Annotated in this window: 14 protein-coding genes; 13 read left to right on the top strand and 1 reads right to left on the bottom strand. The window is 68.6% G+C overall.

What is annotated here, in order from left to right; genetic code table 11:
* Positions 1-110 precede the first annotated feature (110 nt).
* Together ABD732_RS13820 and ABD732_RS13815 are read left to right on the top strand one after the other, a co-directional pair.
* On the top strand, positions 111-968 hold the full coding sequence (locus ABD732_RS13820) for a tyrosine-protein phosphatase (protein ID WP_344784706.1): 858 nt from the start codon (positions 111-113) through the stop codon (positions 966-968).
* Positions 969-1,016: 48 nt separating this feature from the next.
* A complete protein-coding gene (locus ABD732_RS13815) occupies positions 1,017-1,409 on the top strand; it encodes a DoxX family protein (RefSeq protein ID WP_344784704.1) in 393 nt (130 codons plus the stop codon).
* Between the two features lie 26 nt (positions 1,410-1,435).
* Here ABD732_RS13815 and ABD732_RS13810 read toward each other — a convergent pair whose 3' ends face one another.
* Positions 1,436-2,350: an aminoglycoside phosphotransferase family protein gene (locus tag ABD732_RS13810; RefSeq protein WP_344784702.1), complete on the bottom strand. Its 915-nt coding sequence runs from the start codon at positions 2,348-2,350 to the stop codon at positions 1,436-1,438.
* 172 nt (positions 2,351-2,522) lie between these two features.
* Between ABD732_RS13810 and ABD732_RS13805 the strand changes: the two genes are divergently transcribed.
* The 11 genes from ABD732_RS13805 to ABD732_RS13755 all read left to right on the top strand — a co-directional run bounded on the left by ABD732_RS13805 (position 2,523) and on the right by ABD732_RS13755 (position 16,009).
* Positions 2,523-3,959 (top strand): endoglycoceramidase I, encoded by a 1,437-nt coding sequence (locus ABD732_RS13805; protein ID WP_344784700.1) that lies wholly within the window; start codon positions 2,523-2,525, stop codon positions 3,957-3,959.
* Between the two features lie 10 nt (positions 3,960-3,969).
* Complete coding sequence (locus tag ABD732_RS13800; RefSeq protein ID WP_344784698.1) at positions 3,970-4,620, top strand: HAD-IA family hydrolase; 651 nt, start codon at positions 3,970-3,972, stop codon at positions 4,618-4,620.
* A gap of 86 nt (positions 4,621-4,706) precedes the next feature.
* Positions 4,707-6,731, top strand: coding sequence for an N-acetylglucosamine-specific PTS transporter subunit IIBC (nagE, locus tag ABD732_RS13795; RefSeq protein ID WP_344784696.1), 2,025 nt, complete (start codon positions 4,707-4,709; stop codon positions 6,729-6,731).
* A 19-nt stretch (positions 6,732-6,750) separates the two neighbouring features.
* A complete protein-coding gene (locus ABD732_RS13790; protein ID WP_344784694.1) occupies positions 6,751-8,076 on the top strand; it encodes a YibE/F family protein in 1,326 nt (441 codons plus the stop codon).
* Positions 8,077-8,086: 10 nt separating this feature from the next.
* Positions 8,087-8,695, top strand: coding sequence for a phosphoribosylanthranilate isomerase (locus tag ABD732_RS13785; protein WP_344784692.1), 609 nt, complete (start codon positions 8,087-8,089; stop codon positions 8,693-8,695).
* Positions 8,696-8,739: 44 nt separating this feature from the next.
* On the top strand, positions 8,740-10,968 hold the full coding sequence (locus ABD732_RS13780; protein WP_344784690.1) for an MMPL family transporter: 2,229 nt from the start codon (positions 8,740-8,742) through the stop codon (positions 10,966-10,968).
* Entirely contained in the window at positions 10,965-11,555 is a 591-nt protein-coding gene (locus ABD732_RS13775) for a TetR/AcrR family transcriptional regulator (protein ID WP_344784688.1), read from the top strand. The genes ABD732_RS13780 and ABD732_RS13775 overlap by 4 nt, the downstream gene beginning before the upstream one ends.
* A gap of 27 nt (positions 11,556-11,582) precedes the next feature.
* A complete protein-coding gene (locus ABD732_RS13770) occupies positions 11,583-13,109 on the top strand; it encodes a serine/threonine-protein kinase (protein ID WP_344784686.1) in 1,527 nt (508 codons plus the stop codon).
* Between the two features lie 89 nt (positions 13,110-13,198).
* Positions 13,199-13,360, top strand: a complete 162-nt coding sequence (locus tag ABD732_RS13765; protein ID WP_344784684.1) for a hypothetical protein — start codon at positions 13,199-13,201, stop codon at positions 13,358-13,360.
* Entirely contained in the window at positions 13,357-14,214 is an 858-nt protein-coding gene (locus ABD732_RS13760; RefSeq protein ID WP_344784682.1) for an SDR family NAD(P)-dependent oxidoreductase, read from the top strand. The genes ABD732_RS13765 and ABD732_RS13760 overlap by 4 nt, the downstream gene beginning before the upstream one ends.
* Before the next feature lie 13 nt (positions 14,215-14,227).
* The gene (locus ABD732_RS13755; protein WP_344784680.1) at positions 14,228-16,009 is read left to right on the top strand and encodes an acyl-CoA dehydrogenase; all 1,782 of its coding nucleotides are present in this window, start codon (positions 14,228-14,230) and stop codon (positions 16,007-16,009) included.
* Positions 16,010-16,012 lie beyond the last annotated feature (3 nt).

Raw genomic sequence — 16,012 nt, 5'->3', positions numbered from 1 at the left:
CTGAGTACCGTCCCAGTGCGTGCACTTTTCGGCAACGAATCTTCGTTCGCCCTCGGCCCGCATGGTGCGTTTGTAGCCTGATCGGACTACACACCCTCCGAGGAGTACCGATGCGCTCAGCCCGTGTCTTGACCCGCCCCCATCGTCGTCGCGCGGTCGCCGCCGGACTGGCCGCCGCCACGGTGTTCGCGATCGCCCCGGCCGCCATGCCCACGACAGCCGGCGCCGAACCGCAGAGCACCACCACCGCGTCCACCCCCATCCGCCTCGACGGCGCCTCGAACTTCCGTGACGTCGGCGGCTATCAGACGTCGAACGGCAAGACGGTCCGCAGCGGCCTGGTCTTCCGGTCCAACAGGCTCAGCAGACTCACCGAGTCCGACAAGCAGAAGATCACCGACGCCGGGATCACCCTCGACGTCGACCTGCGCAACGTCTCCGAGCGCAACGAGGAGCCCGACACGCTGCCCGCCGGCGTGCGCTACCAGGTGGCCGATGTGGTGAGCATCGATCACGGGATCTGGTTCCACGAGTTCGTGCCGATCACACTCGGGCGCGCGCTGGTGGACGCCTACGTCAACGACTCCTCCAACGTCGGCCAGAGCATCGGCTACCCGTTCATGGTCAGCTACCGCGGCGCGGACTTCGCCTTCCGCGACCTGCTCACCGCGATCGCCCGCAACACCGACGGCGGCACCGTCTTCCACTGCAGTGCGGGCAAGGACCGGACCGGCTGGGGTACGGCGGTTCTCCTGAGCATTCTGGGCGTTCCGCGGCAGACCATCGAGACCGACTTCATGAAATCGAACACATACCTGGGCCGTAGCAATGCGGTGGACCTGTCGTGGCTGCACGCCGCCTTCGACCAGGTGAAACGTTTGTACGGCAGCATGGACAACTATGTCCGACGGGGGCTTCGGGTCGGCCAGAGCACCGTCGACGCCCTCCGGGCCCGGTTGCTGGTCTGACCTGAGCTTCAGGACACTTGGTTCGTCACGCACTGAAAGGAATTGTCGATGAGCCTGCTTACCGTCGCCGCCCGCGCCCTGACCGGTCTGCCCTTCGTGAAGTTCGGGTACGCCGCCGCCACCGAACCCGGTCCCCGGATCGACATGGCCGGCCCGTTGCTGGGCCAGGTCCGCGCGGTGGTCCCCATCCCCGTCGACGACGAGGCGGTGGTCCGCGCCAACGGTGCCGCCCAAGCCGTCGCCGGCGCGATGGTCGCCGCCGGAGTCTTCCCCCGGCTCGCCGCCGGCAGCCTGCTGGCCTCGCTGATTCCGACCACGCTGGCCGGTCACGCCTACTGGAAGTACGACGACCCCGCCGCCCGCTCCCAGCAGCAGACCCAGTTCCTCAAGAACACCGTGATGGCCGGCGGCCTCCTCGCCGTCGCCGCCGCCAATAAGTAGGCCGCCGACAGCAGCAGGTGAACGACTCAGCGCTGCACGGCCTTCGCGACGCTGATACATCGCGTGATCCAGTCTCGCTGACCGTCGTCGAGGGCGCGACCGGCTCGTTTCGCGTCCTCGACGACCCGATGCGCGTTGAGGACCATCCGCACGATCACCCAGTCACGCGCCCGGTCGTCGTCGAGGCCGGCGGCCTCGACCACGGTGTAGAAGCGCCGCCGGATCGACTCGCGCAGATAGCCGTCCATCTCGTCCCAGCGGTTCCACAGCAGCGGAGCGATCTCGTAGTGGGGGTCGCCCGACATCGGCTGGGGATCGATCACGAGCCACGGCTCACGATCGGCCGCCAGCACATTCTCATAGTGCAAGTCTCCGTGAACGATACGACCGGTCGACTCGGGATCGTCGACCAAGTCGCGCCCCCGCGTCAGCGCCCAGTCGATCATCCGGCGCGGGACGGGAATCTCACGCACGTCTGATTCCAGGGCGTCGAGCCACTGCTCGAGGAAGCCGGTCAACGGCCGCAACCGCCCCGGCGCCCCCCGGTGCAGCCGTGGATAGAACCCGGCGACGATCTCGCACGCCTGCAGATCCCACAGTTCGGTGAGATCCCGCCCGTGGAACCGCTCGAGCAGCATCACCCGCCGGGCAGGGTCGGCGCGAAACATCCTGACGGCACCGTCACCGGCCCAGGCCTGCAACGCCAGGTGTTCCTGCGCCGTCTCCTCCGATCCGTCGAAGCCGACCTTCAGCACGGCGTCGACGCCCTCGGACGTCCGGACCGGCACGACGAGCGAGGCGAACCCGTTCATCGGCGCACCGGCCGGGGTCAATCTCCACTCCCCGATCAGGTCGTCGGCGAGCCGCGGCAGCCGATCGAGCCATCCGCCCCAGTCGGCCCCGAGCGATCGGCGCCTCTCAAGATCGGCGGGCACGTCCATGCCGCCAGCGTAGGTCGTAGCGCAGGTCCCGAAACGGTCACCGTCGGGTCTCGGAGGCGGCGATCGGAACCCGGAAGCCAGTGGGACGGTCAGAATTCGGACATCTGTTCCGTCCCCCGAACGGGGGACAACGGCGCCACGCCGTTCCCGCCGCACGGAAGCCACGCACCGCATGACGCCCCTCCTCCGCAGATTCTGCGCCGCCGCAGTCGCCGTCCTGCTCACCACCGCCCTCCTCGCCGTACCTGCACCGAACGCGGCCGCCGCGTCCACGCTGAGTCAGCTGACCGTGCGCGGCAACCAGTTGGTCGACGCCCACGGCCGGACCGTGCTGCTGCACGGAGTGAACAACGTCGACAAGGACGCCCCGTACGTCCAGCCGGGTGACGGCTTCACGCTCACCCGCGCTGATGCGAAAGACCTTGCGGCGCACGGATTCAACGTGGTCCGTCTCGGAGTCTCCTTCGATGGACTGATGCCCCGCCGCGGCCAGATCGACCACGACTACATCGATCGCGTCGTTTCGGTGGTGGACACGCTGGCCGCCGAGGGTCTGTACACGGTTCTCGACAACCACCAGGACGGCCTGTCGAAGGTGTGGGGCGGCAACGGATTTCCCGCCTGGTCGCTGAAATCGCGTCCGCCCAGCTGGGAGCCCAACCCGGGTTTTCCCCTCTACTACCTGATGCCCAGCATGAACGCCGCCTGGGACGAGGTCTGGAGCAACCGGCACGGTGCGGTCGACCATCTGGGCACGGCGCTGGCCACGCTCGCCCGCGCCGTCAAGGGAAAGCCCGGTGTCGCCGGCATCGAACTCCTCAATGAGCCGTGGCCGGGGACGGCCGCCCTGACCTGCTTCCCTGTCGGCTGCCCGCTGTTCGACAAGCAGTACCAGCGCGTCATGCAGACGCTGACCGATCGCATCCACGGCCAGAACGCCGACGTCCCGGTCTGGTGGGAACCGAACGTCACCTGGAATCAGCTGATGCCGAGCTACCTGGGGCTCGACAGGATCCGCAGCAAGAACGTCGTCATCGCCCCGCACGACTACTGCATCCCGTCCCAGCTCGCCATCTACCTGGGCCTGCCCGAAGCGCTCCGCGGTCTGTGCTCGGCCCAGCAAGACCTCACCTGGAGTCACGTCGACACCGTCGCCAGACGCACCCAGCGCCCCGTCGTGGTCACCGAGTTCGGCGACGGCGACGCCACGGTGCTCGCCAATACCCTGCAGCGCGCCGACGAGCGGTTCGTCGGCTGGATGTACTGGCACTATCAGTCTCGGCACCGGCCCGACGGCGTCGCCGACGATCCCCTCGCCGGCCCGGTCGGCCGCCAGCTGGTGCGCACCTACCCGCAGGCCGTCGCGGGCACCTCCCGGTCGATGAGCTACGACGCGAACACCGGCGCCTTCCGGTTCACCTACCGCCCGAACCCGGCGATCAGCGCGCCGACGGTCATCGCCGTCTCCGATCTGCACTATCGCCACGGCCGGCACATCACCGTCGACGGCGGAACCGTGGTCGGTTCACCGGACGGCACCACCATCGCGATCACGGCCGACGGGACCGCTCCGGTCACTGTGCGGGTAGAGAACGCCCCCGCTCCGTAGACTCGTCGCCATGACTGCCACGATCGACGCCGGTGCGGTGCTGCTCGACATGGACGGAACGCTGGTCGACTCGACCGCCGTGGTCAACGAGATCTGGACCCGCTGGGCCGCCGAGCACCAGCTCGACGCCGACGACGTGCTGGCGATCTGCCACGGCCGCCAGGGGTACGAGACCATGGCGATCCTGCTGCCCGACCGCCCGCACGAGGACAATCTGACCGAGAACGCCGCCATGCTCGCCGCGGAGACCGACAACGTCGAGGGCATCATCGCGATTCCCGGCGCCGGTGAATTCCTCGCCGCGCTGCGCGACGTCCCGCACGCCCTGGTCACCTCCGCCGACACCACCCTGGCGACGGTCCGGATGCTCGCCGCCGGCCTGCCCCTGCCGGATCTGTCGATCACCGCGGAGATGGTGTCGCGCAGCAAACCACACCCGGAGGGCTTCTTGAAGGCGGCCGCCGACCTTGGCGTCGACCGGGCCGACTGCGTCGTCTTCGAAGACTCCGGCGCCGGGATCGAGGCCGGTCGCGCCGCGGGCATGACGGTGGTCGGCGTGGGCGCAGCCGCCGCCGGCCACGACCCCGACCACCACCTGATCGACCTCGCCTCGGTCACCGTGACCACCGCCGACGGCCGCGCCCGCATCAGCCTGGGCTGAACCTGCGCGATCATGCCCCGCGGCGGCCGTCCGCGTTGTTAATGTTCGGGGACTAAACCACCCATCGAGCAGGCGGTCGCGCGACGATGATGAAGTTTCTGCAGAACCTCGGCAAGTCGATCATGCTGCCGGTGGCCGTGCTGCCGGTCGCCGCGATCCTGGTCGGCATCGGCAACTGGATCGTGGGTATCACCCACAATCCGAACGTCGTCGCCACCTTCCTGACCACCGCCGGACTGGCGATCGTCGCGAACATGGCGATCCTGTTCGCCGTCGGTGTCTCCATCGGCATGGCCGAGAAGTCCGACGGCACTTCGGCTCTCGCCGGCCTGGTGTCGTGGCTGGTGATCACCACGCTGCTGTCGCCGACCTCGGTGCAGGAACTTCTCGGCCGCGGCTGGACCAAGGTGGAGGACGTACCGGGCGCGGGCGACGACCCGATCGGCGTCCAGGCCGGCTGGCACGTGGTCGACGGGGTCATCGAGAGTCCGGACGTCAGCGCCGCGTTCAACACCGGCAGCTTCCAGAACGCCTTCATCGGCATCCTCTGCGGCATCATCGGCGCCTACTGCTACAACAAGTTCAAGGACGTCAAACTCCCCGACGCCCTCTCCTTCTTCTCCGGCCGCCGCAGCGTCGCCATCATCACCGCAGGCATCTCCCTGATCGTCGCGCTGATCCTGTTGTTCATCTGGCCGCTGCTGTACGCCGGCCTGGTCAACTTCGGCGAATGGATCGTCGGTATCGGCGCGGTCGGCACCGGCCTGTACGGCTTCTTCAACCGCCTGCTGATCCCGTTCGGTCTGCACCACGCCCTGAACTCGGTGTTCTGGTTCGACGTCGCCGGCATCAACGACCTCAACAACTTCCTCGCCGGCGACCAGGGCGACGGCATCTTCGGTGTCACCGGCCAGTACATGACCGGCTTCTTCCCGATCATGATGTTCGGTCTGCCCGGCGCCGCACTGGCCATGTACGTCACGGCCAAGCCCGTCCAGAAGAAGATGGCCTACGGCATCCTGCTGTCGGGCGCGGTGGCCTCGTTCTTCGTCGGCGTCACCGAGCCGCTCGAGTTCTCGTTCATGTTCCTGGCCCCGTTCCTGTACGTGCTGCACGCGCTGTTCATGGGCATCTCGATGGCGGTGGCGCAGCTGCTGCCGGTCCGCATGGGCTTCGGCTTCTCCGGCGGCTTCGTCGACCTGGTGCTGAACTGGACCAACCCACTGGCCCAGAACCCCTGGATGATTCCGGTGATGGGCGTGTTCTGGTTCATCGTCTACTTCGTGGTCTTCCGCTGGGTGATCCTGCGGTTCAAGCTGAAGACACCCGGCCGCGAGGACGACGACGACTTCGTGCTCGACGAGGCTGCCAACGACGGCGACAACCCGTTCGTCGGGACCGCGGCCAAATTCATCGACGCCCTCGGCGGCGCCGACAACATCACCAGCCTGGACAACTGCGCGACCCGCCTGCGCATGGAGTTGGCCGACACCTCCGTGATCGACGAGCACGCGCTGAAGCGGGCCGGTGCGGCGGGCACCATGAAACCCGGCGGCAAGTCGGTGCAGGTGATCTACGGCACCCGCGTCCAGTTCGTGAAGGACGCGATGGAAGACCTCATCGCCGGCCGCATCAGCGCACCGGTCGCGGCCGCCGCAGTCGCCGCCGCGGAGACCGAGGCCCCCGTGGCCGTCGCCGACCGGCCGACCACCGTCACCCTGCGACAGCCCGTGGCGGGCACCGTGATTCCGCTCGACGAGGTCCCCGACAAGACCTTCGCCAGCGGGATGATGGGACCGGGTCTGGCGATCGAACCGGCCGACGGCCTGGTGGTCGCGCCGGCCCCGGCCACCGTGGTGACCGTCTTCCCCACCGGCCACGCGATCGGCCTGCGCCTCGACGACGGCACCGAACTGCTGATCCACGTCGGCCTGGACACCGTGAAGCTCAAGGGCGAGGGATTCACGCCGCTGGTCGAGCCGGGTGACATCGTGGACGCCGGTCAGTCGATCCTCGAGGTGGATCTGGACACCATCCGCGCCGCCGGCTACTCCACCGTCACCCCGGTGGTCGTGATGAACAACAAGGAAGCGACCGTCACCTTCGGTTGATGGTCTAGCGTCTGACGATGTGAGTCACCGTCTGCCGGAACCCGAACCCGACCTCACCTCGCACGGACACGGTCATTCGCACGGGTCCGGCCCCGTGAAGAACCTCGCGCGCTATGCGAGGCCGGTCGTGATGGCGTTGCTCATCCTGTCCGCGTTGGGGGTGGTGATCGGCGCATTCGCGTTGTGGCCGAGTCACTCCGACCGCCCGCTGCCGCCTGAGTTCACCGCCTCCGACGGCGGGCCGATTCAGACCGTCGAGGCGACGGTGGTGTCGCAGATCCGCGCCGACTGCACCTCCCTCACCCCGGGCATCGCGACCGAGGACTTCCCGGCCATCCACCCCGGCGGCGGTGACTGCAGCGCCTCGGTGGTGCAACTGGAGTCCGGCGAGTACGCGGTGCTGTCGATCCCGACCAACCGAACGCAGACCGGAGAGGGCCCGGGCCGGCCGTCGACCGAAGGGCTCGATCCGGACGCCCCGATCGCCGGCCAGCCGCACCTGCGTGTGGACGACGAGCTGCGCCTGTCCGTCATGACCGACCCGGCCGGCACCGCGCGGTACGCCTTCTACGACTACCGCCGCGGCATCGGCCTGATCCTGTGGGCGATCGCCTTCGTGGTGGCGGTGATCGCGGTGGCCACCTGGCGGGGCCTGCGCGCGGTGATCGGCCTGGCGTTCGCCTTCGCCGTCCTGGGCTACTTCACACTCCCGTCGATCCTGGACGGGCACTCGGTGGTGGCCGTCGCGATCGTCTCGTCGGCGGCCATCCTGTACCCGGTCCTGTTCCTGGCGCACGGGTTCACCATGCGCACCAGTTCGGCGCTGCTCGGCACCCTGATCTCGCTGGCCCTGGCCGCCGGGCTCAGCTATGCGGCGGTGCAGTCGCTGACCCTGACCGGTCTGTCCGGCGAGTCGACACGCACGCTGCAGCTGTATCAGGGCTCCATCTCGCTGTCCGGGCTGCTGCTGGCGGGTTTCGTGATCGGCACCCTCGGCGTGCTGAACGACGTCACCATCACCCAGGCATCGACGACGTTCGAGCTGGCGTCCCTGCCCGGCCAGACACGGCTGAGCGCATTCCGCGGCGCCATGCGCGTGGGCCGCGATCACATCGCCAGCACCGTCTACACGCTGGTCTTCGCCTATGCGGGCAGTGCCCTGCCGCTGCTGCTGCTCTTCTCGGTCGCCGGTCAGCCCATCGCCGGCCTGTTGTCCGGGGAGGAGATCGCGATCGAACTGGCCCGCACCTTCGTCGGCGGAATCGCACTGGCGATGTCGGTGCCGCTCACCACCGCGATCGCCGCTGCACTGGTGGCCCCGACGACGAAGGCCGCCACCTCCTAGACTGGAACCCATGCTGGCGAAGGTGTGCGGACTGACCGCGGTAGACGACGTCGCCGTGGCCGTCGGCGCGGGCGCCGATGCGATCGGCGTGGTGATCAATCGCACGAGTGCGCGCGCAGTTGACGAAGATCTCGCGCGCCGGATCGTCGCCGCGGCCGACGGAGCGGTCGACACCGTGCTCGTGGTCAACGACATGCCCGCCGCGCAGGCCGCACACCTGGCGCACCAGGTCGGCGTCTCGGTGCTCCAGCTCCACGGCACCTACACGCCCGAAGACTTCGCCGACGCCACCGCCATCTTCCCGCGCATCTGGCGCGCCACGTCCCTCGCCCACGCCCCCGACCTGCGGGTCGGCGCCTACGGAGAGGAGGCGCTGCTGCTGGATGCGCCCCGTCCGGGCTCGGGCGAACAGTGGGACCTGACGGCTCTGGGCGACGGTGCACCGGAGGGTCACTGGATCCTGGCCGGGGGGCTGCGCCCGGACAACGTCGCCGCCGCGATCGCGCAGGCTCGGCCGTGGGGTGTGGACGTGTCCAGTGGCGTCGAGTCCGCGCCCGGAGTCAAGGATCACGGACTGATCCGGGAGTTCCTGGCGCAGGTGTGCGCCGCCTCACGCTGAATTCACGTTGCACGCGAAAGTGTTAGTTAGTAACACTTGACGGCATGTCTTCCGCACTCTTCCGGCTCGGCCGATTCTCCTTCCGCCACAAATGGTGGGTGATCGGCGCGTGGGTCGCTCTGATCGCCCTGATGGCCGGGCTCATCCTGGGCCTGAATCCGAAGTTCGCCAAGGACTTCGAGCTCCCCGGCACCGATGCCGGCATCGCCATGGAGCAGATGGAGGCAGAGTTCCCCGCGCTGACCGAACAGCAGACCAAGTCACGGACCACCGTGGTGGTGGCGGCGCAGGACGGCCTCGACAAGCACACCGAACAGATCGACGCGCTCACCAAGGCCCTCGCCGGACTTCCGGAGGTGACCGACCCGCAGCAGATCGCCGATCCGGTGACGGTGGCGCAGGCCGATCCCGCATTGGCTTCGCAGGTGCTGTCGGACAACGGCCGCATCGGCCTGATCACCGTCAGCCAGGACCTGGATCTGATGGATCTGAAGCCGGCCGACAAGAAGGCGCTGCTCGACGTGATCGAGGAGCACCGCGGTGACGGCCTGCAGGTCGAGGCCACCAGCGGCGTCATGCAGGCGATGGATTCCGGCGGCACCGCCGAGATCCTCGGCTTCGGCGTCGCCTTCGTGGTGATGATCGTCGCCTTCGGCGCCCTGATCGCAGCCTTCATCCCGCTGGTGACCGGCATCGTGGGCGTCGGCCTGACGATGATGATGCTGATGGTCAGCGCCTCGTTCATGACCGTCAACCAGACCGCCACCGGCATCGTCCTGATGCTGGGCATCGCCGTCTCGATCGACTACGCGCTGTTCATCGTGTCCCGGTACCGGACCGAACGGAACCGCGGCGGCGACCCCGCCGATGCCGCCGGACGAGCGGTCGGCACCGCGGGTACCGCAGTGGTGTTCGCCGGTCTGACGGTGATCATCGCCGTCGTCGCCCTGATGGTGATCGGCATCCCGCTGATCACCCAGATGGGTCTGGGCGCCGCCCTCGCCGTGCTGGTCGCGGTCCTGACCGCACTCACCCTGATTCCGGCGATCCTGGGTGCGGTGGGCCGCTTCGCCTTCGTCCCCCGGATCCCGTGGATCAAGCACGCCGAGGCCTCCGAGGACGTCGACACCCTGGGCGTGAAGTTCGGCAAGGCGATCGTCGCCAAGCCGCTCCCGTTCATCCTCGTCGGCCTGGCGATCCTGGTCGCCGCGGCCGTCCCGGTGAAGGGCATGGAGCTCGGCCTGGACATGACCGCCGACGACGAGATCGCCGCGCAGGAACTGGTCAAGGAAGGCTTCGGCGAAGGCATCAACGGGCAGCTGTTCGTGGTGGTCCATGCCGGAGACGACGGTGACGTCGCCGCGGCCGCCGACAGCGCGGTCGCCGACATCAAGGGCCTGCCCGACGTCTACCAGCCGGAGACGGTGACCTGGATCGGCAACGGCACCGATCCGCAGAACCCGAACGCCGGCGCCGACACCGCCATGATCCTGGTGACGCCGGAGAGTTCGCCGGCCTCGACGCAGACCCACGACCTGATGGAGTCGATCCGCGGCTTCGCCCCGGCCATCGAGGCGCAGAACGCCGAGATCCACGTCGGCGGTCAGACCGCGATCATGTCGGACCTGTCGGCCAAGCTCGACAAGGCCCTGATCCCGTACATCGCCGTGGTGGTGGGCCTGGCCTTCCTGATCATGATCGGCGTCTTCCGGTCACTGTGGGTGCCGCTGATCGGCACGCTGGGCTTCGTCTTCTCGGTGCTGGCCACCTTCGGTATCACCACCCTGGTGTTCACCGACGGCTGGCTCGGCCTGATCGACCACACCCAGCCGCTGCTGTCGTTCCTGCCGATCTTCCTGGTGGGCGTGGTCTTCGGTCTGGCGATGGACTATCAGGTGTTCCTGGTGACACGCATGCGCGAGGAGTTCTTGCACGGCATGTCGCCGAAGGACGCGATCGTCGCCGGTTACCGGCACGGGGCGCGCGTGGTGACCTCCGCTGCGATCATCATGATCAGCGTCTTCGCCGCGTTCATGCTGTCGCCGGAGACCACCAACAAGATGCTCGGCTTCGCCCTCGCGGTGGCCGTCTTCTTCGACGCCTTCATCATCCGCATGATCGTGGTGCCCGCGGTGATCTCGATGCTCGGCGAGAAGGCCTGGGGCCTGCCCCGCTGGCTGGACAAGCTGGTCATCAACTTCGACGTGGAGGGCAGTGCGGTGCGCCACCGCGGCGTCAGCTCCTCCGCCGAAGAACAGGTGTCACTGACATGACCACCGGATCCCGGCCCGGGGCGCGCGCCCAGAACAAGGCGCGCACCCGGGCCGCGATCCGCGCCTCCGCTCTCGACCTGGTCTCGACGCAGGGCTACCACGAGACCACGGTGGCGCAGATCGCCGAAGCGGCCGGGGTTTCGCACACCACGCTCTTCCGCTACTTCGAGTCCAAGGAGCAGGTGCTGGTCGGCGACGACCTGGACGAGCGGCGCCGCGACATGCTGGAGCAGATTCCGCCGGGACTCGGCCGGTTCGATCTGCTGCGCCGGCTCGTCACGAACCTGTTCGAGATCGCCGGCGACGACCCGTGGGCGTCCGATCCGCGGCGCATCGAACTCCTGCGTGCCGAGCCGGTGCTGCACGCCGCCCACCAGTTCGAGGTGGACCGGGCGATCCAGGAGATGACCGCCTTCTTCGCCGATTACACCGGGACCTCGCTGGACGCCCTGCCGCTGCGGGTCTTCATCGCCGCCGCGTCGGGAGTGATGGTGCACCTCGCCGAACGTTCCGGCCGCGCCGACGAGGCCACGCTCAGCGAGCTCCTCGCCGCGATCGACCTCCTGGAACAGGGCCTGCCCCTGTAATCTCCCGTCCCTGTAATCTCCTGGCCTATGACCACTCAGGGGGAGCATTCGGGTCCGGGAGACCGTTCCGGGAGCGTGCTGGGGCCGTATCGCCTGGTGCGCCGTATCGGCCGGGGCGGCATGGGCGAGGTGTACGAAGCCGTCGACACCGTCAAGGACCGCACGGTCGCGCTCAAACTGCTGCCGCCGCAGCTCGCCGACGACGCGGATTACCGCACCCGGTTCCTGCGCGAATCCCAGACCGCGGCCCGCCTGAACGATCCGCACGTGATCCCCATCCACGACTTCGGCGAGATCGACGGTCAGCTGTTCCTGGACATGCGGATCGTCGCCGGCCAGGATCTGCGGGCGGTGATCACTCAGGGGCCGGTCGCCCCCGATCGCGCAGTCGACGTGATCGGCCAGATCGCGAGCGCCCTGGACTCGGCGCACGACGCCGGCCTGACGCACCGCGACATCAAACCGGAGAACATCCTGCTCGACGGCAAGGGCTTCGCCTACCTGGTCGACTTCGGTCTGGTGCAGTCGGCCGGTCAGGTCGGCCTCACGTCGACGGGCCTGGCGATCGGCTCGTTCAACTACATGGCGCCCGAGCGCTTCGGGGGCGGCGCGCCGGTGGGACCGCCGAGCGACACCTACGCACTGGCGTGCGTGCTCTACGAATGCCTCACCGGCGCCAAGCCGTTCGGGGCCGACAGCATGGAGCAGATCATCGCCGGGCACCTGCACCGGCCGCTCCCGCCGACCGGCACCGCCTTCGACGCGGTGATCGCACGCGGCACCGCCAAAGACCCGGCGCAGCGGTACCGCACGGCCGGCGAGCTGGCCGCCGCCGCCCGCGCGAGCCTCGCCGGTCGTCCCCCGGCCGTGCCCGCGCCGACCCGGACCGCCCCGGTCGGCAGCTACGACCCCACCGGGTACGCCCAAACGCCGTACCCCCAGAACCCGTACCAGGCAGCCCCGGCCCGTAAGTCCAAGAACGTCGTCATCGCGGCGATCGCCGCGGTCGCGGTGATCGCCGCCCTGGCCGGAGGCGTGCTGCTCTGGCAGTCCGGCCGGGACGACTCCGGTGGCGACTCCGCGGCCGTGGCCCTGGCCGATGCCACCGAGACGAGGACGGCCACCGTCACCGAATCGGCCGCCTCACCCGCCCCCGCGGACTCCGAATCGGTCCCCACCGAATCGTCCACCGTGCGACCCGCGACCACCGCCCCGCCCGCGGCGCGCGCTCCGGGCGACCTCGGTCTGCCGGTCCCGATCTCCACCCCCGCCTGCAACGGCGACACGGTCGCGGTGGTCTACAACGCGGTGAGCCCGGGCGCCTACCAGCAGGAGATCGCGGCGGCGCTGGCGCAGTATCCGGGGTCGTCGTACCTGCGCACCGATCAATCGTGTCTGTCGTTCAAGCAGTCCGAGAACGGCAATCCGATCTACGCCGTCTACTACCCGGGTGCCACGCGCGCCGAGACCTGCGCCATCCGCGATCGGATCGGCGGCGGCACCTACGCCCGCGTCCTCGACAACTCGACACCGGTCGGCACCGAGGTCTGCTGAAAACATCGGTGACCAGGTGTGACGGGACCGACGCCCGTCATCCAACGATCCGGCAGTGGCCGTTCATCTTGACGCGTTACCATCCACACGTGCTGGAAGATCTGAACAAGAAGGCAAAGAACGTTGGACTCCATGTCGCTGACGCGAAGAAGAAGAAGCTGTACACGGTCCGCAAGGTGAAGAACGGCAAGCTGGTCGCCAAGAACGTCGATGCCGACGAAGCCCTGAAGATCATCAAGAAGTACAAATGATTCCCGGCGCGCGGGCCCTGGTGCAGACCGCACTCTCCCCGGCGCGCACCCTCACCGATCTCGCACACACTCTCGGATTTCAGCACCCCGAGGTCACCGGCAGCCTCGTCGTGATCACCGGCGCCTCGTCGGGAATCGGCGCCGAGACGGCGCGCCTGTTCGCCGCCGAGGGCGCCGAGATCGTCGCCGTGGCGCGCGATCTGGAACGGCTCACCGCAGTCTGCGACGCCATCGCCGCCGACGGCGGTGTGGCTCACCCGGTCACCGCCGACCTGTCCGACACCGATTCCGCCGCCGCCCTCGCCGACGAGATCCTGGCCCGCTTCGGCACCCTCGACGTCCTGGTGAACAACGCCGGCCGGTCCATCCGCCGGTCGGTACTCGACACCGTCGACCGCTTCCACGACTACGAGCGCACCATGGCGCTCAACTACTTCGGTGCAGTACGCCTGACCACTGCCCTGCTGCCGGCCATGATCGCGCAGCGCCGCGGGCGGATCGTCAACGTCGTCACCTGGGGAGTCACCGCCGGGTCGATGCCCAAGTTCAGCGCCTACCACGCCTCCAAAGCCGCCCTCGCCGCGTTCGGCCGCAGCCTGGACGACGAATGCCGCGGCACCGGCGTCAGCGTGAGCAACGTCGGCTTCCCGCTGGTCCGCACCCCGATGATCGCCCCCACCGCCGGCTACGACGACGCTCCCGCCATTTCGGCGGAAGACGCCGCCGGCTGGATCCTGCGCGCCGCCCGGACCGGTCGGCCGCAGCTCTATCCGCGGTATTCGGTGGTGCTGCGCGCCGTCGCCGAGTTCTCCCCGCGCCTGACCGGCGATCTGATCCGCCGGATGGGGATCTGAAAGACTGACGGGCATGGCCGATTTCATGTCCCGCGACGACCTCGACTTCCTGCTGTACGACTGGCTGAACGTCACCGAACTGCTCGAGCGTCCGCGCTTCGCCGAGCACTCGCGGGAGACATTCGACGGGGTCCTGGATCTGAGCCACGACATGGCCGCCAAGCTCTTCGCGCCGCACAACAAGAAGTCCGATCAGAACGAGCCGCAAATCGGCGAGGACGGCCGGGTGGTGCTGCTCGACGAAGTGACCGCCGCGGTGCGCGCCTTCAGCGAGGCCGGTCTCAACGCCGGCTCGTTCGACGAGGAGCTCGGTGGGATGCAGCTGCCGCACACCGTCTCGCGGGCCTCGATGGTCAACTTCCAGGCGGCCAACGCGGCCACCTCGTCGTACGGCTTCCTCACCGTCGGCAACGCCAACCTGCTGGCCAAGTACGGCTCACCGGAGCAGATCGACACCTGGGTGCGGCCGATGCTCGAGGGCCGCTTCTCGGGCACCATGTGCCTGTCCGAGCCGCAGGCCGGATCTTCGCTCGCCGACATCACCACCCGCGCCGAGCCCGCCGGCGACGGCACCTACTCGGTCACCGGCACCAAGATGTGGATCTCGGCAGGCGACCACGAGATCACCGAGAACATCGTGCACCTGGTCCTCGCCAAGATCCCCGGCGGGGGCCCGGGGACCAAGGGCATCTCGCTGCTGGTGGTTCCCAAGTTCTTGCCCGACGGCACCCGCAACGACGTCGCGCTGGTCGGTCTGAACCACAAGATGGGCAACCGCGGCACCACCAACACGCTGCTCAACTTCGGCGACGGCACCTTCGGTGTCGAGGGGCGCACCGGGGCGGTCGGCTATCTGGTCGGCGAGGCGCACAAGGGTCTGCGCTACATGTTCAACATGATGAACGAGGCGCGCATCGGGGTGGGCTTCCTGGCCACCGCGCTCGGCTACGCCGGCTACCTGCAGTCGGTGGAGTACGCCAAGACTCGCGAACAGGGCCGCCCGGTCGACGCGAAGGGCCCTGACGTGGCACCCGTGCCGATCATCGAGCACGCCGACGTGAAGCGGATGTTGCTGGCGCAGAAGGCCTATGTCGAGGGCGCTCTGGCGCTGGGCCTGTACGCCTCGCGGCTGGTCGACGAGGAGATGACCGCACCGGACGAGGCCGACCGCGTCCGGGCGCACACTCTGCTCGAGGTGCTGACGCCGATCGCCAAGAGCTGGCCGAGCCAGTGGTGTCTGGAAGCCAACAGTCTGGCCATCCAGGTCCACGGCGGGTACGGCTACACGCGTGAGTTCGACGTGGAGCAGTTCTACCGGGACAACCGGCTGAACCCCATTCACGAAGGGGCGCACGGCATCCACGGCCTGGACCTGCTGGGCCGCAAGATGGTGATGGACTCCGGTGCCGGCCTGGCGGTGCTGACCGAGACCATCGGCGCCACGGTGGAGTGGGCCCGCGGGGCGGGTGGAGAGGCCCCCGGGTACGCCGACGCCCTGTCGGCGGCGACTGGGCGGCTCGCCGAAGTCACCGCGGCGGCGTGGGCTTCCGGCGACCCGGCGCTCGCCCTGGCGAACGCCACCGTCTATCTGGAGGCGGCCGGGCACATCGTCGTCGCCTGGATGTGGCTGGAGCAGCTGCTGGCCGTCGGCGACCGCGAGGGCGCCTTCTACGACGGCAAGCGTGCCGCGGCCCGCTACTTCTTCACCTACGAGCTGCCCACGACCACATCGCAGCTCGACCTGGTCGCCGCGTGCGACCGCACCGCCCTCGACGCCGACCCCGCCTGGTTCTGACCG

It is taken from the genome of Gordonia caeni, assembly GCF_039537105.1.
Lineage (GTDB): Bacteria > Actinomycetota > Actinomycetes > Mycobacteriales > Mycobacteriaceae > Gordonia > Gordonia caeni.
The sequence above is the reverse complement of the archived record's forward strand: the minus strand, read 5'-3'. Positions and strand labels throughout refer to the sequence as shown.